Here is an 18,163-nt window from a genome sequence, read left to right as displayed (position 1 = left end):
TCGGAGGAAGGCACCTTAGGGTGTCTTTTCTTTATGGTGTCCTGCCGACAAAACACGGATATCGTATACAATCCGCGTTTTGTTGGCGGCATCCTATGTCCATCAAGCTAACATTTTGAAGTGTCCCCAAAACGAAAAATTCATCTTTTCATAGGTGTCCATGAGAATTTAGTTTATTTTTTTCGTTTTGGGGAACAATTAATTTCTTAAGTTGATGGGCATGCGGCAGGACCCCTAATGTAAAAAAAGCGAGTATTTTTTAGAAACATATAAGAGGGTGATATGCATTCATCAATGTGTATTACCCTCTATTTTTATGGTTTAGATAACAACTACATATATCCATTTTGATTTTCCAGCATATAAGTCACGGCCATGAAGAACAAAAAGTGACCTGCACTCGTTTGCTCTCTTTGTTTTCANNAAAAGGATCTGACCGCTTCTATGCATGGTCGGATTCTCTCTCCCATCTAAAAAGAAAGGTTTTATGTCGATTTTTCAATTTGTATTTATATAGATATGATTTGTTTCGTAAAATGTCATTGATGAAAGTTGCACGCTATGAAGTAGAAATTCTTTTCTTTGTTTTTGGTACAATAATAAATTTAATAAAAAGTATCCCGATTAAAACGATGGTAAAAACGTGTAAGAGATCTGGGATACAAACAAGCAGGATAACTGTAAATATTGTTAACTGAACGCTTGCTAATGAAAATACAAGAGTAAGAAATTGACGTATTCTTTCATCGATTGGGATAGGATACAATGTTACGATATTATTTCCTGGAAAATATTTCCATAAAGAACGAAGTTGCATAGAGCTCATATATAAGAGGCAGCAAGTAATAGCGCCTTTTACATATACATTCGATATGAAATATAAAGTGAAGGAACCGATGATGGTCAACCTTATATATATACCAAAATAATCATTAGCACGTAGAAATGATAAAGTATTTAAATAGAAGAAGGTAGCTTGTTTTTTATGTAATATAGGTTCTATCCAACTTGTGAGCCACTTTCTTTGTTTTACTTGTTTTTTTAGCTGCGGGACATCGGTGAAAAAGTTTGCAAATTGGTAAAAGTGCATGTCCATTTTTTCTTCTTGCTGAATGATATATTCCCATCCAATTCGTTTTGTTGGTTGTTTTATTGTATACATAAGTATAAAAGTAAGGAATAATAGCATTGCACCTAATAGAACGATGGATACGGACTGAAAGAGCATGTAAATAATAAGAGTATTACAAGTTAATCGAACGATAAACCAGAGTTGGCCGTTATGTTGATCACGCCATATCCAATGTATGTATATATTCCAGCCTTTGATGAGCATGAGTATAAAAAAGATTGTACATAAAAAAGGAATGTTTGTATGCAGCGTTTGCATTGCTAGCGGTGTGAGAATTAGAAACATGAATAGTAATGGAAAAAGCTGAATGACATAATTATATAGAAGAGACTGTTTAAAGTATGACGCTAATTTCTCTTCCAGTGCTAGTAAATACACAACATCCGGCTTTTGAATAAACGTACGAACTCGGCATCTCGTGATAATGATTGTAAGCAGAGCTGTAATGATGAATAATGAGATTCCTTTAGAAGGAGCTGTTTTAAGAAACTTTGCGTAATAATATGCACCAATACAGGAGATAAAGATAAAACTGTATAGTAGACCGCTAATCATGCGCGCAAAGTACATGATAACGTTTTGAAGATGTTTTTGAAAACGGGCGTTCCATAGTGTTTCAATTGACATGTTTTTCACCTCTATTTTCCATTATAAAGGTTTCTCGTTTATACCAAAATATATAAAGTGAAACTTTAATCAGTGGAGTTTTTTCATCCTCCGCTTAAAAAACAAGAGTTTAGTTAATTTTTGAATTGGTATGTATACATAAATATTTTTCAGCATACAAGTTGTTGCTTCGAAAACAAAAGAAGACTTCCTCTTTTTTTCTCCCTTTGTTTTCACTTGGCATGGGGCAAAAAAAGGATCTGACCGCTTCTATGCATGGCCGGATTCTCTCTCCCACCTAAAAAGAAAGGGTTTTAGTCAATTTTTGAATTTGGATTTAAATAAAAACGAGCAAATTGCTTTAAGCAACTTGCCCGTTTTTATTTTTGTTATTTTTTTTCTGATCACGATTCATTAATGGATAGAAGGCAAAGCCGATTACAAATAATCCAATCCCAAGAAGGAATGTTTTTAAATCAGACGCCCCAGTTTTAATCACCCACAGTGAATAGCAAATGGCAATGACAGCAATCGTTCCATCCATAATTCTTGAACCACGTTCATTTTCATACGTTTCACCAGTTACGACGAGTTTTAATTGGAAGATTGGTGAGACAAGATATGGAATTAAATAAGCTAACGTTGATACAGTGATCACGAATGTATAGGCTTCAGCGATTGTTCCTGATAACGTTGAGAACAAGAATACTTGTGACATAATGTTTGTCAGTCTTAGTGAATGAATCGGGCTTCCCTTTTTGTTTGTTTTTGCAAAGAAGGAAGGGAAGAAGCCTTCTTTTGCTGCTTGATATGGTACTTCTGAACTTAGTAAAATCCAGCCTAAGATTGAGCCGAATAGGGAAGTAAGAGCAAGAAGTGCCATTAATTTCCCGCCGCCGTGACCCATTGCGGCATTTAATGCATCAGCTAACGGACGTTCCGAAGCTTGTAATTTATCAATGTGAAGAACACCCATTGTTAAAATCGTAATTCCTAAATAAATGGCAACAGTTATGAATAAGCCAGCTACAGTTGCATGTTTTACCGTTTTTGGAGATTTAGCACGGTTTGATAAAAGAACGGCTGATTCAATACCGATAAATGCCCAAAGTGTTGTAAGAGCAGCTAAATTCACTTGTGAAAGCAGTCCGTGTGACACGCCTTCTTTATCAATGATTGGTGTGTACCATTGTCCAAATTTTGAAGCTTGAAATGCAAACAAAGTAACAACAATAAATAGAAGGAATCCAGTTACTTTCGTTGTTGTTGCTAGGAAGTTTAATTTTCCAGCTCCGTTTACACCATTTGTTAAAATCATATGTGTTCCCCATAGTAAGCAAGAACAGATAGAGAATGTAATCAGTTTTCCCACTTCTACATTGAAAGAGCCGATTGAAAATAAGAGACGTGTATCTTTCATAATTGGGAAGAAGAGTGATAAGTAACCTGCAAAAGATGTAATAATGGCAACATTACTGGCCCAGTTTGCGACCCAGTAGCCCCAAACCATACTGAATCCAGCCATTTTTTTCTTTTTTGGTGATGAAAATAAAGCATATGCATGACTTTGTGGTCCTGTCGTTAAATCAGGACGACGAATTGCTAAATTACCGAAAACAAGAGCTAGCATTAAAACACCGAACCCTGTTGTTAACCAAGCTAAAGTAACACCAAGAGGGCTAGCTGTTTGTGCTAATGTACTTGGCACCATGAAAATACCAGCGCCAACCATATTGCCGACAACAAATGCTGTTAGTACCCAAAAGCCCCATTTTTTTTGTTGCATAGAAAATACCTCCAAAGTTAGTATAACCAAGTCAAGCGAGGAGATATGTATGTCTTCCAACAAGGGAAGAATGGGAAACTCCATACAAAACAAAAAAAGCACGTGTAATTGTCGCTACGTGCTTTCTATCTTATAGGAAACCCACGACATACCTCTCGATAGCTCTCCACAAACAAGTTGTTTGTGACAGTTCTGCACTTATTCAATACAGACCCAGCAAGAATGTACAGTGGACAGTTCTTACTTCGGCAACCATTCCTTTCTCATTCATTCATCGATGCCACTACATCTCCTGAAATGATACTCTTAATGATTGCAACCTCTACCTCACCGAGATACGAATGAGGATTTATATATTAAATTAACATACCTAAGGGTAACAAATGTGTTTTTATACGTCAATGGATATAGTAATAATCAGATTATGGTGAACAATTTGTCATTAAAAGAAGGATGGTTTTTTAGAAATAGGGTCTGTTCATCTGTGTGTGAAACTAATGAGACGGAATAGTGAAATCGTACTTAATAAAAAAGTGAAGTATTGTTAAGTATACGGAGGTGCGATATGACGTTAATTTGTTTGGAAGGTGAAAGTGGCATTGGTAAAACGATAACGTTTTGATCATGTAATGGATTGGTTAATGAATAGTAGTCCTGAAGCATATGAGATAAGTGAATAGGTGAATGCAAGAATATATATCCAACTTTATTTTCAAGCACCTAAATCGTGGCTATGAAAATAAAAGAAAATCTCCACTTGCTTTCTCTTTTCGTTCTCACTTGGCATGGGCCCAAAAAAGGCACTGACCGCTTCTATGCATGGCCTAACGCTCTCTTCCCACCTAAAAAGAATGGTTTTTGCCCGTTTTTTCAATTTGTATAGAAGCTAATCTACAGCCGTAGATTAGCTTCTAAAATGTTACATTAAGTTTAATACAGTTACCTTTTCACGTGTCATAGATTCAAGGCTCTTACGAATACCTTGTGCTCCCAGACCAGAACCTTTTACACCGATGAATGGGAAGTGGTCAGGGCCGCGCTCTGTGCGTCCGTTAATTTGAACGGAACCAGTGTCAATTTTGTTAGCAATTGCAAATGCTTTATTAATATCTTTTGTGAAGACACTCGCTTGCAGACCGAACTCTGACTTATTCGCAATTTCAATCGCCTCTTCGTCAGAAGAAACACGGATGATTGGAAGGATTGGACCGAATGGCTCTTCCCAAGCAACTTTCATTTCTTTTGTTACGTGGTCGATTAATGTTGGGTAAATTAAGTTACGCTCACGTTTGTTACCGATAACGATTGTTGCACCTTTTTCAGCAGCATCATCAATTAATCCTTGAACGAAATCAGCGGATTTATCATCGATTAATGGGACGATTGTACTATCTTGTTCTGGAGAACCAACAGATAGTGCAGCCACTTGATCTTTTAGTAAGCTAACAAGCTCGTCCGCTACATTTTCATGTACAAGCACGCGCTTAATTGCTGTACAACGTTGACCAGAGTATGAGAATGCACCGCTCACGATATGTTTTGCCGCTTCTTGTAAATCGGCATCTTCACGTACGATACCAGGGTCTTTACCGCCAAGTTCTAATACAAGCGGGATCATAGCTGCTTTTTTCGCTAAGTGAGTACCTGTATGTGTACCACCTGTGAACGATACCATATTGATGCCAGAATGCTCTACTAAGTAGTCACCAATTACAGAACCGCGTCCTGTTGCTACGTTTACAAGTCCTTTCGGAAGTCCTGCTTTATGAAGTGCTTCCACCATTTTAATACCACTAATTGCGCCTTGTGTTGCTGGTTTGAAGATAACAGCGTTACCCATAATAAGAGCTGGTGCAAGTTTTGCAGCAGATAAGTTTACAGGGTAGTTAAATGGTGCAATTGCTAAAATGACACCAAGTGGTGCGCGTTGAATAATCGCAAGTTTAGATTTAGATCCGCCAGGGAAGCTATCACCCATCATGCTTTCACCGTGCATATGAAGTGCTTCGTCTACTGTGTAACGGATTAAGTCTGCTGTACGAACAACTTCTTTTTTCGCATCTTTATAACCTTTACCGACTTCTTTCATAATAATATCGGCAATTTCATCTTGCATATTTACAAGCTCATCAGCCCATGTATATAAATATTTTGCGCGATCTTGAAGAGACAATTCAGCCCATGATTTTTGAGCTTCTTTTGCGGATGCAATTGCCTCATCTACTTCTTCGCGAGTAATTGCTTGGACTTTACCAATTACTTCATGTAAATACGGGGATGGAATATCGATTGTTTGTCCAGAAGAGCTTTCTCTCCATTCTCCGTTTAAATAAAATTTGTACGTATTGCTAGTTGTCATGATTTGTCCTCCCAAAATAGCAACTTGTAAGAGTGAGTATATGGTGATTGTAGGGCGTTCGAAAATATTTTTCAAATGAAATTTTTATGACAATGATTTCTCATATGATTTTTATTTTGTATGCCCTTTCTTACGATGGTTAACCGTATTTACAAGTGAAATATAGGGTAATTCGCATCGTATCAATAGACAATTTTTTAGGTTAGATTAGTGTATTGCAACTTGATTGTATCTCTTTCATTTTTTGTGATAAAAGTTTATTTCATACAATAATGAAAAAAATAATTGACAGAAAAGTCTATAAAGTTATAAAATTAAAAATGGAAAATAAATGAAGGGGGTGCGCGTGATGATTGTAATCGTAAATATGATGGATTCAGCTGTGTTATACGGTGAAAAACATTCATATCATTACGCAACCCGTACGGAGAGGTAGACTCTTTTTGTCTTACAAAAAGCGTACGTTGCGTATATCGTAACGTACGCTTTTATGCGTTTTTCGCATATCGTCAAGCGGCGGTATGCGTTTTTTTGTCTCTATCTTTGCTTGTTTCCATACTTTGTATGGTTTCAATAAAAAACTTTGGAAGGTGAAAAAATGTGATGAAATTGTATGGTTTTCGAAATGTAAACGAGATGACTTTAGATAGCGGATAAAGAAATGGGAGTCAAACGAGAACGAGAAGGGAGAGGTTATATTGTTTTCAGTATTACAAAAGTTAACATGGTTTTTTAAAGAACATTGGAAAAGGTATAGTATCGCAATTGGAGCACTTTTAATTGTAAATATAATTGAAATAGTCCCTCCGAAAGTACTAGGCTTAACAATTGATCGTATTAAAACGGGATCTTTAACAAGCGGAGTAATTATGCAATATATTTGGATTTTATTTGGGGCAACAATAGGCGGATATGTGCTCACCTTTATATGGCAGCGTCAATTATTTGGCGGTGCGTTTGTACTTGAAAAAACAATGCGTTCAAAGTTTATGGGGCACTTACTTAAGATGACACCGACCTTTTATCATAAAAATCGTACGGGCGATTTAATGGCAAGAGCGACAAATGATTTAAAAGCGATTGCTATGACTGCTGGTTTTGGAATTTTGACATTAGTTGATTCCAGTTTATACATGCTCACCATTGTTTGTATGATGGGTTTTTCAATTAGTTGGCAACTTACATTTGCTGCGCTTATCCCGCTGCCGATTATGGCGTATGCGATGAATATATATGGGAAGAAGTTACATGAACGATTTACGGTTGCGCAAGATGCTTTCGGAGATATGAACGATAAAGTACTTGAATCGATTGCTGGCGTACGTGTAATTCGGGCGTATGTACAAGAGAACGCCGATGAAGAAAGGTTTCATCATTTAGGAGATGATGTATACGAGAAAAATATGAAAGTAGCAAGAATCGATGCATTATTTCAACCGACAGTTAAAATGCTTGTTGGCCTTAGTTATTTAATTGGCTTAGTGTATGGAGCCTTTCTTGTATTCCAATCAAAAATTACGCTAGGAGAGCTTGTTTCCTTTAACGTATATTTAGGAATGATGATTTGGCCGATGTTTGCAATTGGTGAATTAATCAATGTAATGCAGCGCGGGAATGCTTCACTAGATCGTGTAAATGAAACGTTGGCTTATGAACCAGATGTGAAAAATGCGAAACAGCCAAAGCCTGTACAGAAACCGGAATATATTGATTTTGATGATGTTTCTTTTGCGTATCCTGGATCCGCTGAGTCAAATTTAAAAAATGTTTCTTTTTCATTAAAGCAAGGAGAGACGCTTGGGATTGTCGGGAAAACAGGAAGCGGGAAAACAACCCTTGTTCGTCAACTTCTTCGTCAGTATCCACTTGGAGAAGGAGAAATTACAGTTTCAGATGTTGCGCTTGATAAAATTCCGGCTGAAAACGTACTAAGCTGGATTGGATATGTACCACAAGAACATATTTTATTTTCAAAAACAGCAAAGGAAAATATTCTATTTGGGAATAGAGAAGCAAGTGAAGAAGAGCTTCAAAAGGCAATTGAAATTGCGGCGTTCAAAAAGGATCTAGAGTTTTTGCCAGATGGACTAGAGACGCTTGTTGGAGAAAAGGGTGTTTCCTTATCTGGTGGACAAAAACAACGTATTTCAATCGCAAGAGCTGTCATTCAAAATCCAGAAATTTTAATTTTAGATGACTCTTTATCGGCTGTTGATGCTCGTACTGAAGCAGCAATTATTGAAAATATCCGCACGGAAAGAAGCGGAAAAACAACAATTATAACAACGCACCGCTTATCAGCCGTACAACATGCGGACTGGATTCTTGTTATGGATAACGGTGAGGTTATCGAAGAAGGAACACATGAAGAACTTGTTCAAAATGCAGGCTGGTATAGAGAGCAGTTTGAAAGACAGCAAGGTGAAAATGTAGAAGGTGAGGTGAACGTATGAGCACCCCAAAAAGATTATTTCAATATGCAATGAAGGTAAAAGGGCCGATCTTTACAGCACTTGCTATGCTATTTATTTTCGTTATTGCAGAACTGGCAGGTCCGTTTGTAGCGAAAACGATGATAGATGATCATATTGTTGGAATAGAGAAACCTTGGTATGAAACGGCGGAAGGAGAAGATGCTGTTAAGTATAACGGCACTTGGTATAAGCGAAGCGATCGCTTTGAAAAAGGAGAGACAAAGGGGAAAGAAGTTCGGGTTATTCAAGCTGGCTTCCAATATTACTTTGTGCCTCATAAGATCAATCTTGAAGGAACGCGTTCTGTAAAGGGAGATATGATTACAATTCAAGGCGGGAAAGCTGCGCAAGTGTATAAAGCGAAGCGGTTAACAACGCAAGAAATATATGCATTTTATAAGCCAGAAATAAAACGATTACTACTGCTTGGTGGAGGTTATTTTGCGTTATTAGTAGTCGTATCTTTATTTGCATATGGAAAGCAGTTTTTCTTACAGAAAGCATCGAATAAAATTATTCAAATTATGCGTGAAGATGTTTTCTCTCATATTCAAACATTGCCGATTCGTTACTTTGACCATTTGCCAGCGGGGAAAATTGTATCGCGAGTAACGAATGATACAGAGGCAATTCGTGATTTATACGTCACGGTGCTTGCAACATTTGCCTCTAGTTTCATTTATATTATTGGGATTTTTGTTGCTTTATTTTTACTCGATGTGAAATTAGCATTGTTTTGTTTGCTTATTATACCAATTTTAATCGTTTGGGCTATTTTATATAGGAAATATGCTTCCGGATACAATCATAAAATGCGTTCTCGTTTATCAGATATTAATGGAACAGTAAATGAATCCATTCAAGGGATGCCAATTATTCAGGCGTTTCGTCAAGAACGTGAAACAAAGCGAGAATTTGAGGAATTAAACGGAGATTACTTTAAATATCAAAATAAGATTTTAAATTTAAATTCGGCAACATCGCATAATTTAGTAGGGGTCTTACGAAACATTGCTTTTACAGGAGTGATTTGGTATTTTGGCGGTGCTTCATTAAGCGGCGCAGGCTTTATTTCTTTAGGGGTACTGTATGCTTTTGTCGATTATTTAACAAGGCTCTTTTCGCCTATTACGAACATGGTGAACCAACTAGCAAATTTAGAACAAGCGCGAGTTGCATCAGAGCGTGTATTTGAATTGCTAGATGAAAAGGGAGAGGCATTGCAAGAAGAGCGTATACCACGTCTTAGTGGGAATGTTCGGTTTGATAATGTTTCATTCTCTTATAACGGAAAAGACGAAGTATTAAAAAATATTTCTTTTGAGGCGAAAACAGGGGAGACAGTTGCACTCGTTGGTCATACTGGATCTGGAAAAAGTTCGATTATGAATGTGCTTTTTCAGTTTTACGAGTTTCAAAAAGGAAGACTTACGATTGACGGGCATGATGTAAAGCATATTCCAAAGCAGGCAATTCGTGAGCATATGGGAATTGTCTTGCAGGATCCATTTTTATTTAGCGGGACAGTTGCCTCAAATGTAAGTTTAGAAAATCCAAACATTTCAAAAGCTAAAATTATAAAAGCGCTGCATGATGTAGGGGCTGAGCGCTTTGCGAACAATATAAATGAAGAAATTACAGAAAAGGGAAGCACACTTTCAACAGGAGAGCGTCAGCTCATATCATTTGCACGTGCGTTAGCGTTTGATCCGGCCATTTTAATTTTAGATGAAGCGACTTCAAGTATTGATACCGAGACAGAAGCGATGATTCAGGGAGCATTAGAAGTTGTGAAGAAAGGAAGAACAACGTTTATTATTGCCCATCGTCTTTCAACGATTAAGAGTGCAGATCAAATTATTGTACTCGACCGAGGTACGATTCTTGAAAAAGGGTCTCATGATGAATTAATGAGGAAAAAGGGACGCTATTATGACATGTATAAAACGCAGATGGAAGGAAGCCAAAGTGCTTAACATTCATAGAATGTTCAGAAAATTTTAAAGTAATGTTTACAAATGCTCCCATCCCTTTCCTTGTCCATATGATATGTTGGAGGAAAGGGGGAATAGGGATGGAAGAATTATCAGTGACGTTTAATATTACTTTCTTTTTATTATTGTGTACGATGATTGGGTATTGTGTATTAGATACTTGAAAGAACTTGCTAAGGCAGCAAGTTCTTTTTTGCTACAGACAAGAAGTATTGTTTTACCTTTTCCTTCATAAGTGCTATATTAAAAAATGCTACTTATTTTTTGTACGTAATGATTTTGTATCATCCTGTTTGATTATGAAGAAAAAGGATACACTAATGACGAACATTTTCATTGAAAAATTGTCCGAGATTGCATACAATCAATATAGTTCTTAAATTCCTATCAGAATACTTGGAGGAGTAACATGATGAAGAAATTATTTTCAGTGCTTGCAGTAGCTACATTAACAGTTGGTATTGTAGCAGGCTGTGGTAAAGCAGAAAAAAAAGATACAGCTAGTCAAGATGCATTACAAAAAATAAAACAAAGCGGTGAAATCGTTGTTGGTACAGAAGGTACATACCCGCCGTTTACATTCCACGATGGAAGTGGAAAATTAACTGGATTTGACGTTGAGTTAACAGAAGAAGTTGCAAAACGTCTAGGCGTGAAACCAGTATTTAAAGAAACGCAATGGGACAGCTTACTTGCTGGACTAGATGCAAACCGTTTTGATATGGTTGCAAATGAAGTTGGAATTCGTGAAGATCGTCAAAAGAAATATGATTTCTCTAAACCGTATATTTCTTCTTCGGCAGCTCTTGTCGTTGCAAAGGATAAAGATAAGCCAGCTACCTTTACTGATGTAAAAGGTTTAACAGCAGCGCAGTCTTTAACAAGTAACTATGCTGACCTTGCAAAGAAAAATGGTGCGGAGATTAAAGGAGTAGAAGGCTTTAGTCAAGCAGTGGAATTAATTAGTACAGGACGCGTTGATTTCACAATTAATGACAAATTATCAGTATTAAACTATTTACAAACGAAAAAAGATGCAAACATTAAAATTGCAGCTACAGAAAAAGAGGCATCACAAAGTGGGTTCTTATTCCGTAAAGGAAGCGATAAGTTAGTACAAGAAGTAGATAAAGCGTTAGAAGATATGAAAAAAGATGGTACGTATGACAAAATAGCGAAAAAATGGTTCGGTGAAGATGTATCTAAGTAGTGCACTTATTGCAGATCGATTATCTACATGGGGAGATATTATGCAGACATCCTTCAAGCCTCTCTTGGAGGGTGCTCTGTTCGCAACGATTCCATTAACGCTTATCACATTTGCAATCGGCCTTATATTAGCGACATTGACGGCGCTAGCGCGTATTTCAAGTAGTCGCGTTTTACAATGGATCGCTCGTATCTATGTATCTATTATTCGCGGAACACCACTTCTTGTACAATTGTTTATTATTTTCTATGGGCTTCCAACTCTAAAAATTGAGATTGACCCATATACAGCAGCTATTATTGGATTTTCATTAAATGTTGGTGCATATGCATCTGAAATTATTCGCGCATCCATTTTATCGATTCCGAAAGGGCAATGGGAAGCAGCGTATACAATTGGAATGACATATCCGCAAGCGTTAAAACGCATCATTTTACCACAAGCAACACGCGTATCAATTCCGCCGCTTTCAAATACATTTATTAGTTTAGTGAAGGATACTTCATTAGCATCGTTAATTTTAGTAACGGAGATGTTCCGAAAAGCGCAGGAAATCGCAGCAATGAACTATGAATTCTTAATTGTTTATTTTGAAGCAGGCCTTATTTACTGGGTGATTTGTTTCTTATTATCTATTGTGCAGCAAATATTAGAAAAACGTTCAGAACGTTATACTCTAAAATAATAATCCTTTCATAAAAGGAGTTTTTGTTTTTATGATTTCAATTCAACATTTACAAAAGAGTTTCGGAGATAATACCGTACTAAAACATATAGATTTATCGGTTGAGAAAGGCGAAGTTGTTGTTATTATTGGACCGTCTGGATCTGGTAAAACGACATTTCTACGTTGCTTAAATGTATTAGAAACACCGAACGCTGGTAACATTCGCATTGGAGAGAAAGAATTAGATTTCTCGAAAAAAGTAACGAAAACTGATATTGTGAATCTTCGTATTCAAACAGGAATGGTGTTCCAACATCATAACTTGTTCCCTCATTTAACAGCACTTCAAAATGTGATGGAAGGGCTTGTTACAGTGAAAAAGATGGGGAAAGAAGAAGCGAAGAAAAAGGCGACATATTTCCTTGAGAAAGTTGGACTTGGTGATAAGCTGGATTTATACCCATTTCAACTGTCAGGTGGTCAACAGCAACGTGTAGGAATTGCTCGTGCGCTTGCGATGGAACCACAAGTTTTATTATTTGATGAACCAACGTCAGCATTAGATCCTGAACTTGTACAAGAGGTCTTAAAGGTAATGAAGGAACTTGCACAAGAAGGGATGACGATGGTAATTGTAACGCATGAGATGCGCTTTGCTCATCAAATCGCGAATCGTGTTATCTTTATGGATGGCGGTGTCATTGTAGAACAAGGTACACCAGAAGAGGTATTTACAAATCCGAAAGAAGAACGAACAAAGAAATTTTTACAAATGTTAGGATAGAAAGAAAGGTCTCAGGGCGAATGCCCTGAGACCTTTTTTGCCATATATATTTATTTTTGGAATCCGCCAAGGCTTTGCTCAGCCATTGCTACTAAACGCTTTGTAATTTCTCCGCCAACAGAACCGTTTGCACGAGCTGTAGAATCTGCTCCTAATTGTACACCAAATTCTTGAGCGATTTCGTATTTCATTTGATCGATTGCAGCTGTTGCTCCTGGTACTACTAATTGATTGTAAGAACTTTGGTTTGCCATAGGAATATATCCTCCTTAGAGTATAGAAAATTTTTTGGTTGGATTAGCTGGATTTGAACCAGATGATCGCCCTTTTGGCGCTAATCCATCGTTTATGAGGAGTGTATTCATAGTATGGATGTTACCTAGAAAGATATGCGGATTAATAATTTGTAAATTTTGTAAAAAATAGAAAGGTATGAAAAACGAGTAAACGTTGTATTTTTGTGAAAGAAGGTCACACTAATTGTAACTATATAAATCCATTTTCATTTTTCGACACCTAAATCCTTGTTATGCAGAATACAAAGTAACCTACACTCGTTTGCTCATTCTGTTTTTACTTCGCATGTGGAAGAAAAAAGCGCTGACTACTTCTATGCATGAATAGATGCTCTCTCCCATCTAAAAAGAGAGGTTTTATGTCGATTTTTTAATTGATTTATATATAGAAAGTGACACATCATTTGACTTCTTTTTGGGTTTATAAAGCGAGAAGCAAATGATGTATGGAGGAATGATGATGGCGATATGTCCACTTTGTAATGCATTGGATGCTCAAACATATTCTTGTCCAACTTGCGCGAGTCTACTCCAAGATTATGGGAAAATTGTGGATTACCTAGATACTTACAGCGCATATTTGGATCAAGATTTATTACTTCAAGTAGATGGTTTAACACAGAATAACTCTCAGCAACATTGTGTCCACGTTTTCTATTGCGCAGCGTGTAATACAGAAACTGACATAACAGTGAAACTTGTATAAGCGAAAAACTTCCACCTACAGCAGGGTGGAAGTTTTATTCCGCTACGTGCGGGTTAACGAGCAGCGGAGTGGAAAGAGAATTCACTGATGGAAGTTTTGTTTTCTTTTCTTGTGCTGATTTTTGAGGATGGTGGAAAGAGTGTCCTGTTAAATAGATGGCATATTCATAAAATAATTGCCTTGTTTGTTCGTCTTGTTCTTTCAATTTTTCGTGTTGAAATATACTTCTACCTGGTTTTGAGTTGGCTTCAAATAGCCATGGATTTTCGGATTTGTCTAAACCGATATCAAAGCCGATTTCTCCAACATTTCCTGTTATATGTTGATCTAAAATGGAACTCAGTTTTAAAGCGACATGTGTTAATGTATTTAGAATTCGGATTCTTTCCGTTGCATCGGAAAAAATTTCTTGCAGAAGTTTTACGTCTCCGCCGCTATTCATATGAGTTGTCATGCTGCCTTTTCCAGCGATTTTTGCAGCGATGGCACTGACTCTCCAAGTGCCAAAATGATTTTTGTTTGTATGAACGCGAAAATCTACAGGTTGCCCATCGAAATGTAACAAGGAAATGCCTTGCTGAACAATAAATTTCTTCAAATCATGTCCTTTTAAAACGTGGTTGATAAGCGTTTCTAAGGAATCGTACTTTCGAAATTTATTTTGTTCGTTCTCACGATAACGACAATAGTATTTGTTGTCTGTAGGCGAATAAAAAATTTGATAAATGTTTCGTCCAAGGCTACCATGCGTTGGTTTCATATAAACGTGTTTGTATGATGATAAAAACCTTTCTACTTGTTCGAAATGCTGGAACGCTTCTGTTTTAGGTAACAAGGAAGATATGGATTTTTCATTTATAAGAAGTTGATGGATATCCCATTTATTAAAAAATCCTGGGTTAAACCATGGGATGGCGTATTCTACTTGTAATCGCTTTTTTGCTCTTGCAATCGGTTTATAAGTTTCAGCTTGTCGATTTGGTAATCGATCATAAATAACGTTTGGAAAAGGGATGTTATATTGCAGCCACTTTCCCTCTTTAAAGAAATATCCTTCAATTGTTTCTTCCTCCCAATTTATATGCTGGGCACCAAATAAAAATACGAATGGCCGTAATGAGAATGGCGGAGTGAGTAAATCGCTGAAAGCAATTGAACGATCGCCGAGAGGTTCAGAAGCTGATTCACTAAAACAAGTTGTGAAAATCCCAATTAATGGACCGAATATAAGTGTTTGATTTTGAATGAAGGCATGAATAGTAGCTGAGGGAGGAAGCAAAAGTTTTTTTGCGAGTTGCTCCCCAATTGTAATTTCATGAGTATACGTATAATGAATTGTAATATCTTTACATGCGATAGAGCGCGTTCCAAAGGATAGCGATTGAAGGGACGGCGTGTTAGAAAATATATAAGGTAATGTTATAGCGTTTGGATGATCCGTTGAAATTTGTAATGTGTACATATGATCTTCCAATATCGTTCCTCCTCTCTTCATTATGGTGTAAAGCGACTAAACCGAAGCGGACCGTGAAAAATTTCTTCGGCTAGTGTTTGATTCTGCTTAGTAAAAGGTGTATAAGACGGTTTTGTATCAACATGCATAAGCCAAATAGCTCCTGTTTTGTCCATTACGATAGACAATTCTAATTCAAAAAGAGAAGGATAGAATGGATCAAGTGTTTTAGGTACTTCTGTTGTAATATCATGTAAGGCTTCTTGTAATAATTGAACCCCAATAGGTGACAGTAAATGGTGTGTTTTGGCAAATGGATGTAGTGTAGCGTTCTTTATAGCAGGAAGTAAGAATTGTAAGGGAAGTTTACTTGTTTGGATACATTGTTCGATTACTTTCCAGGTCTTTTCTTTGTTTTTTTGCAAGAGACAGCGAATGTGAACTGGGTATTTTAATTGATCTGGGGGATATAACATAGGATGAATGATGTAATGATCTGATTGAACGAATGGATTGCACCATGATAAAAACTCGTTTTTGTGTTTGAACATGAGCGGTGAGCGGGTTTGATCATGTAATGCTTCTATATGAAAAGCTTTATCTTTATAGGTAATTCGATACGTTGTTCTATTAGAATGTATATCTACTGGTTTTATAATCACATCTTTTTCTTCTTGAAGCAGTTTTAGAATTGTTTTTGAACTTCCTTTTTTTATGTGTGCCATGTAAGGAGCCAGCCTTTTATTCGTAAGTAGATGCTCACGGATTTCATTGGAATCAATAAGTGGGCAATTTAAAAATATAGTGGAAGAGCGTTTGTGCAGTGAATGGATGATGGACTTGGCTTGTTGAAATTCCGTGCCTTCTGGGAATTGACAACGGTCATATATATAGGAAGGAATGGGGAAGGTTTGTTGGGCCCAATTCCCTGTATCTGTGTCATAGAGAAGACCTGTAACAAGTTCGGTTTTAGCATCGATGCAAGACGGAGTAAATTGAGCAACGATGTTGTGATATAAACGAGCTCGTTTAGCGATTTCGGTGTAATAAGTTCGCTCATGGTGTAAGTGAGGTGTTAAGAGTCCAAGAACCAACGAAAACACTCCTTTGTGTAATATACGTAAAGCGTTGAAGCTTTTGTAGCACTGGTTATAAGATATATATAAGTACAAATTGAAAAATCGACATAAAACCTTTCTTTTTAGGTGGGGGAGAGAGTCCGGCCATGCATAGAAGCGGTCAGATCCTTTTCCTGCCCCATGCCAAGTGAAAACAAAGAGAGAAAATAAGTAGCGGTCACCTTTTGTTCTTCATAGCCGTGACTTATATGTTGGAAAGTCAAAATGGATAGATATACATTGCAAATATGTTTTTATATTATTATACTGTTGTCCGTATGATGATATGCTATTTTTTCATGTGCAATGCGATAGGATGAGATAGTGTCCTCATATGTAGTAAGATATGTATATACTTGGAGAAACGGAAGGTTGATTGTGATGAATGTCTGGTTGAATATGTTAACGACAACAGGATTAGGTGCTGTGATTGGCGGGTATACGAACCATTTAGCGATAAAAATGTTATTTCGCCCTCATCGACCTGTGTATATTGGGAAGTTTCGAGTACCATTTACACCAGGTCTGATTCCAAAGCGCCGTGATGAACTTGCCGTTCAACTAGGAAAAATGGTTGTGGATCACTTGTTAACCCCAGAAGGAATAGGGAAGAAATTAACGAATAAAGAGTTCCAGCAGGAGCTTATGAAGTGGGTACAAGTTGAAGTAGAGAAAATGTTGATGAATGAACAGTCATTACGGGATGTGTTAGCAAAATGGGGATTGGAGCATGCGGAGGAGCAGGCAACAAAAAAAATTGAAGGTATCATTGCAGAAAAGGTTGATATGTTTTTAACGCAATACTATACATATACATGGGAACAAGCTTTGCCTAGCTCGGTTCATGAGAAAGTGGAACAAATGATTCCAAATGTAGCATCATTTATTTTAGAACGAGGGAAAGTCTTTTTTGAAAGCGAAGAGGGAAAAGAGCGTCTTGCAAAAATGATTGATGACTTTTTTGCTTCTCGAGGTGCATTATTAAATTTAGTAGGCATGTTTTTAGGAAATGTAAGTGTAGTGGATCGCCTGCAGCCGGAAGTGATTAAGTTTCTAGGACAAGAAGGGACGAAGCAGCTTTTAAGTGATGTTCTGCAAAAAGAGTGGCAGAAATTAAAGGAAAGAGAAGTAAAGGAGCTGGAGTCCTTTATAGCGAAAGAAACGGTTGTAAAGTCAATATTATCAACAGTTAAAATAGAGGAAATGGTCGGAGGATTTCTAAATCAGTCCATTCAAAAGGTGTGTGAACCAGTCCGGGAAAATATTGTACAAACAATCATTCCGAATTTCGTACAAAAAGGTTTAGCGTGGGGTGTAAACAATGTCGAACATATTCTAAAAAATTTACACTTGGCGGAAATTGTACAACAAGAAGTAGCGACATTTTCAACGGAACGATTAGAAGATCTTGTACTATCCATTACAAAGAACGAATTAAAGATGATTACATATTTAGGAGCTTTATTAGGAGGAACAATTGGACTTATTCAAGGTGTAATATTGCTTTTTCTTATGTAAGGAATGATTTATATAGATTCATGTTGCTTTTTCCCCATCTCAGTTATGGCTATGAAAACA

At 36.9% G+C, this 18,163-nt stretch carries 13 protein-coding genes and 1 riboswitch; of the genes, 7 read left to right on the top strand and 6 right to left on the bottom strand.

The genetic code is table 11. The features are described 5' to 3' along the window. Positions 1-559 precede the first annotated feature (559 nt). The 3 genes from COO03_RS00785 to COO03_RS00775 all read right to left on the bottom strand — a co-directional run bounded on the left by COO03_RS00785 (position 560) and on the right by COO03_RS00775 (position 5,883). Positions 560-1,759, bottom strand: coding sequence for an ABC transporter permease (locus tag COO03_RS00785; RefSeq protein WP_097894578.1), 1,200 nt, complete (start codon positions 1,757-1,759; stop codon positions 560-562). A 340-nt stretch (positions 1,760-2,099) separates the two neighbouring features. Next, entirely contained in the window at positions 2,100-3,524 is a 1,425-nt protein-coding gene (locus COO03_RS00780) for an amino acid permease (protein ID WP_097894577.1), read from the bottom strand. Between the two features lie 151 nt (positions 3,525-3,675). After that, positions 3,676-3,857: riboswitch (Lysine riboswitch) on the bottom strand. A 586-nt stretch (positions 3,858-4,443) separates the two neighbouring features. Continuing rightward, positions 4,444-5,883, bottom strand: coding sequence for an NADP-dependent glyceraldehyde-3-phosphate dehydrogenase (locus COO03_RS00775; RefSeq protein WP_097894576.1), 1,440 nt, complete (start codon positions 5,881-5,883; stop codon positions 4,444-4,446). A gap of 698 nt (positions 5,884-6,581) precedes the next feature. Here COO03_RS00775 and COO03_RS00765 point away from each other — a divergent pair. The 5 genes from COO03_RS00765 (at position 6,582) to COO03_RS00745 (ending at position 13,012) form a co-directional block, all read left to right on the top strand. Further along, positions 6,582-8,336: an ABC transporter ATP-binding protein gene (locus COO03_RS00765; protein ID WP_097894575.1), complete on the top strand. Its 1,755-nt coding sequence runs from the start codon at positions 6,582-6,584 to the stop codon at positions 8,334-8,336. Then, positions 8,333-10,333, top strand: coding sequence for an ABC transporter ATP-binding protein (locus tag COO03_RS00760; protein ID WP_097894574.1), 2,001 nt, complete (start codon positions 8,333-8,335; stop codon positions 10,331-10,333). Before COO03_RS00765 ends, COO03_RS00760 begins: the two co-directional genes overlap by 4 nt. 430 nt (positions 10,334-10,763) lie before the next feature. After that, entirely contained in the window at positions 10,764-11,561 is a 798-nt protein-coding gene (locus tag COO03_RS00755; RefSeq protein WP_097894639.1) for an amino acid ABC transporter substrate-binding protein, read from the top strand. After that, entirely contained in the window at positions 11,548-12,246 is a 699-nt protein-coding gene (locus COO03_RS00750) for an amino acid ABC transporter permease (protein ID WP_097894573.1), read from the top strand. Before COO03_RS00755 ends, COO03_RS00750 begins: the two co-directional genes overlap by 14 nt. 31 nt (positions 12,247-12,277) lie before the next feature. Further along, positions 12,278-13,012 carry an amino acid ABC transporter ATP-binding protein gene (locus COO03_RS00745; RefSeq protein ID WP_097894572.1) on the top strand — a complete coding sequence of 245 codons (735 nt, stop codon included), beginning with the start codon at positions 12,278-12,280 and terminating at the stop codon, positions 13,010-13,012. Positions 13,013-13,062: 50 nt separating this feature from the next. On the opposite strand, the gene sasP is transcribed toward COO03_RS00745, so the two are convergent. Then, on the bottom strand, positions 13,063-13,266 hold the full coding sequence (sasP, locus tag COO03_RS00740; protein ID WP_000013349.1) for a small acid-soluble spore protein, SasP family: 204 nt from the start codon (positions 13,264-13,266) through the stop codon (positions 13,063-13,065). A 502-nt stretch (positions 13,267-13,768) separates the two neighbouring features. On the opposite strand from sasP, the gene COO03_RS00735 reads away from it, so the two are divergent. Then, positions 13,769-14,014, top strand: a complete 246-nt coding sequence (locus COO03_RS00735) for a hypothetical protein (RefSeq protein WP_097894571.1) — start codon at positions 13,769-13,771, stop codon at positions 14,012-14,014. Positions 14,015-14,048: 34 nt separating this feature from the next. On the opposite strand, the gene COO03_RS00730 is transcribed toward COO03_RS00735, so the two are convergent. Together COO03_RS00730 and COO03_RS00725 are read right to left on the bottom strand one after the other, a co-directional pair. Beyond that, positions 14,049-15,509 carry a YheC/YheD family endospore coat-associated protein gene (locus COO03_RS00730; protein WP_141523233.1) on the bottom strand — a complete coding sequence of 487 codons (1,461 nt, stop codon included), beginning with the start codon at positions 15,507-15,509 and terminating at the stop codon, positions 14,049-14,051. Beyond that, on the bottom strand, positions 15,509-16,561 hold the full coding sequence (locus tag COO03_RS00725) for a YheC/YheD family protein (RefSeq protein ID WP_097894569.1): 1,053 nt from the start codon (positions 16,559-16,561) through the stop codon (positions 15,509-15,511). Before COO03_RS00725 ends, COO03_RS00730 begins: the two co-directional genes overlap by 1 nt. Before the next feature lie 396 nt (positions 16,562-16,957). Between COO03_RS00725 and COO03_RS00720 the strand changes: the two genes are divergently transcribed. Beyond that, a complete protein-coding gene (locus COO03_RS00720; protein ID WP_097894568.1) occupies positions 16,958-18,103 on the top strand; it encodes a DUF445 domain-containing protein in 1,146 nt (381 codons plus the stop codon). The last annotated feature ends 60 nt before the right edge of the window (positions 18,104-18,163 follow it).

It is taken from the genome of Bacillus sp. AFS098217 (assembly GCF_002551815.1).
Taxonomy (GTDB): Bacteria; Bacillota; Bacilli; order Bacillales; family Bacillaceae_G; genus Bacillus_A.
The sequence above is the reverse complement of the archived record's forward strand: the minus strand, read 5'-3'. Positions and strand labels throughout refer to the sequence as shown.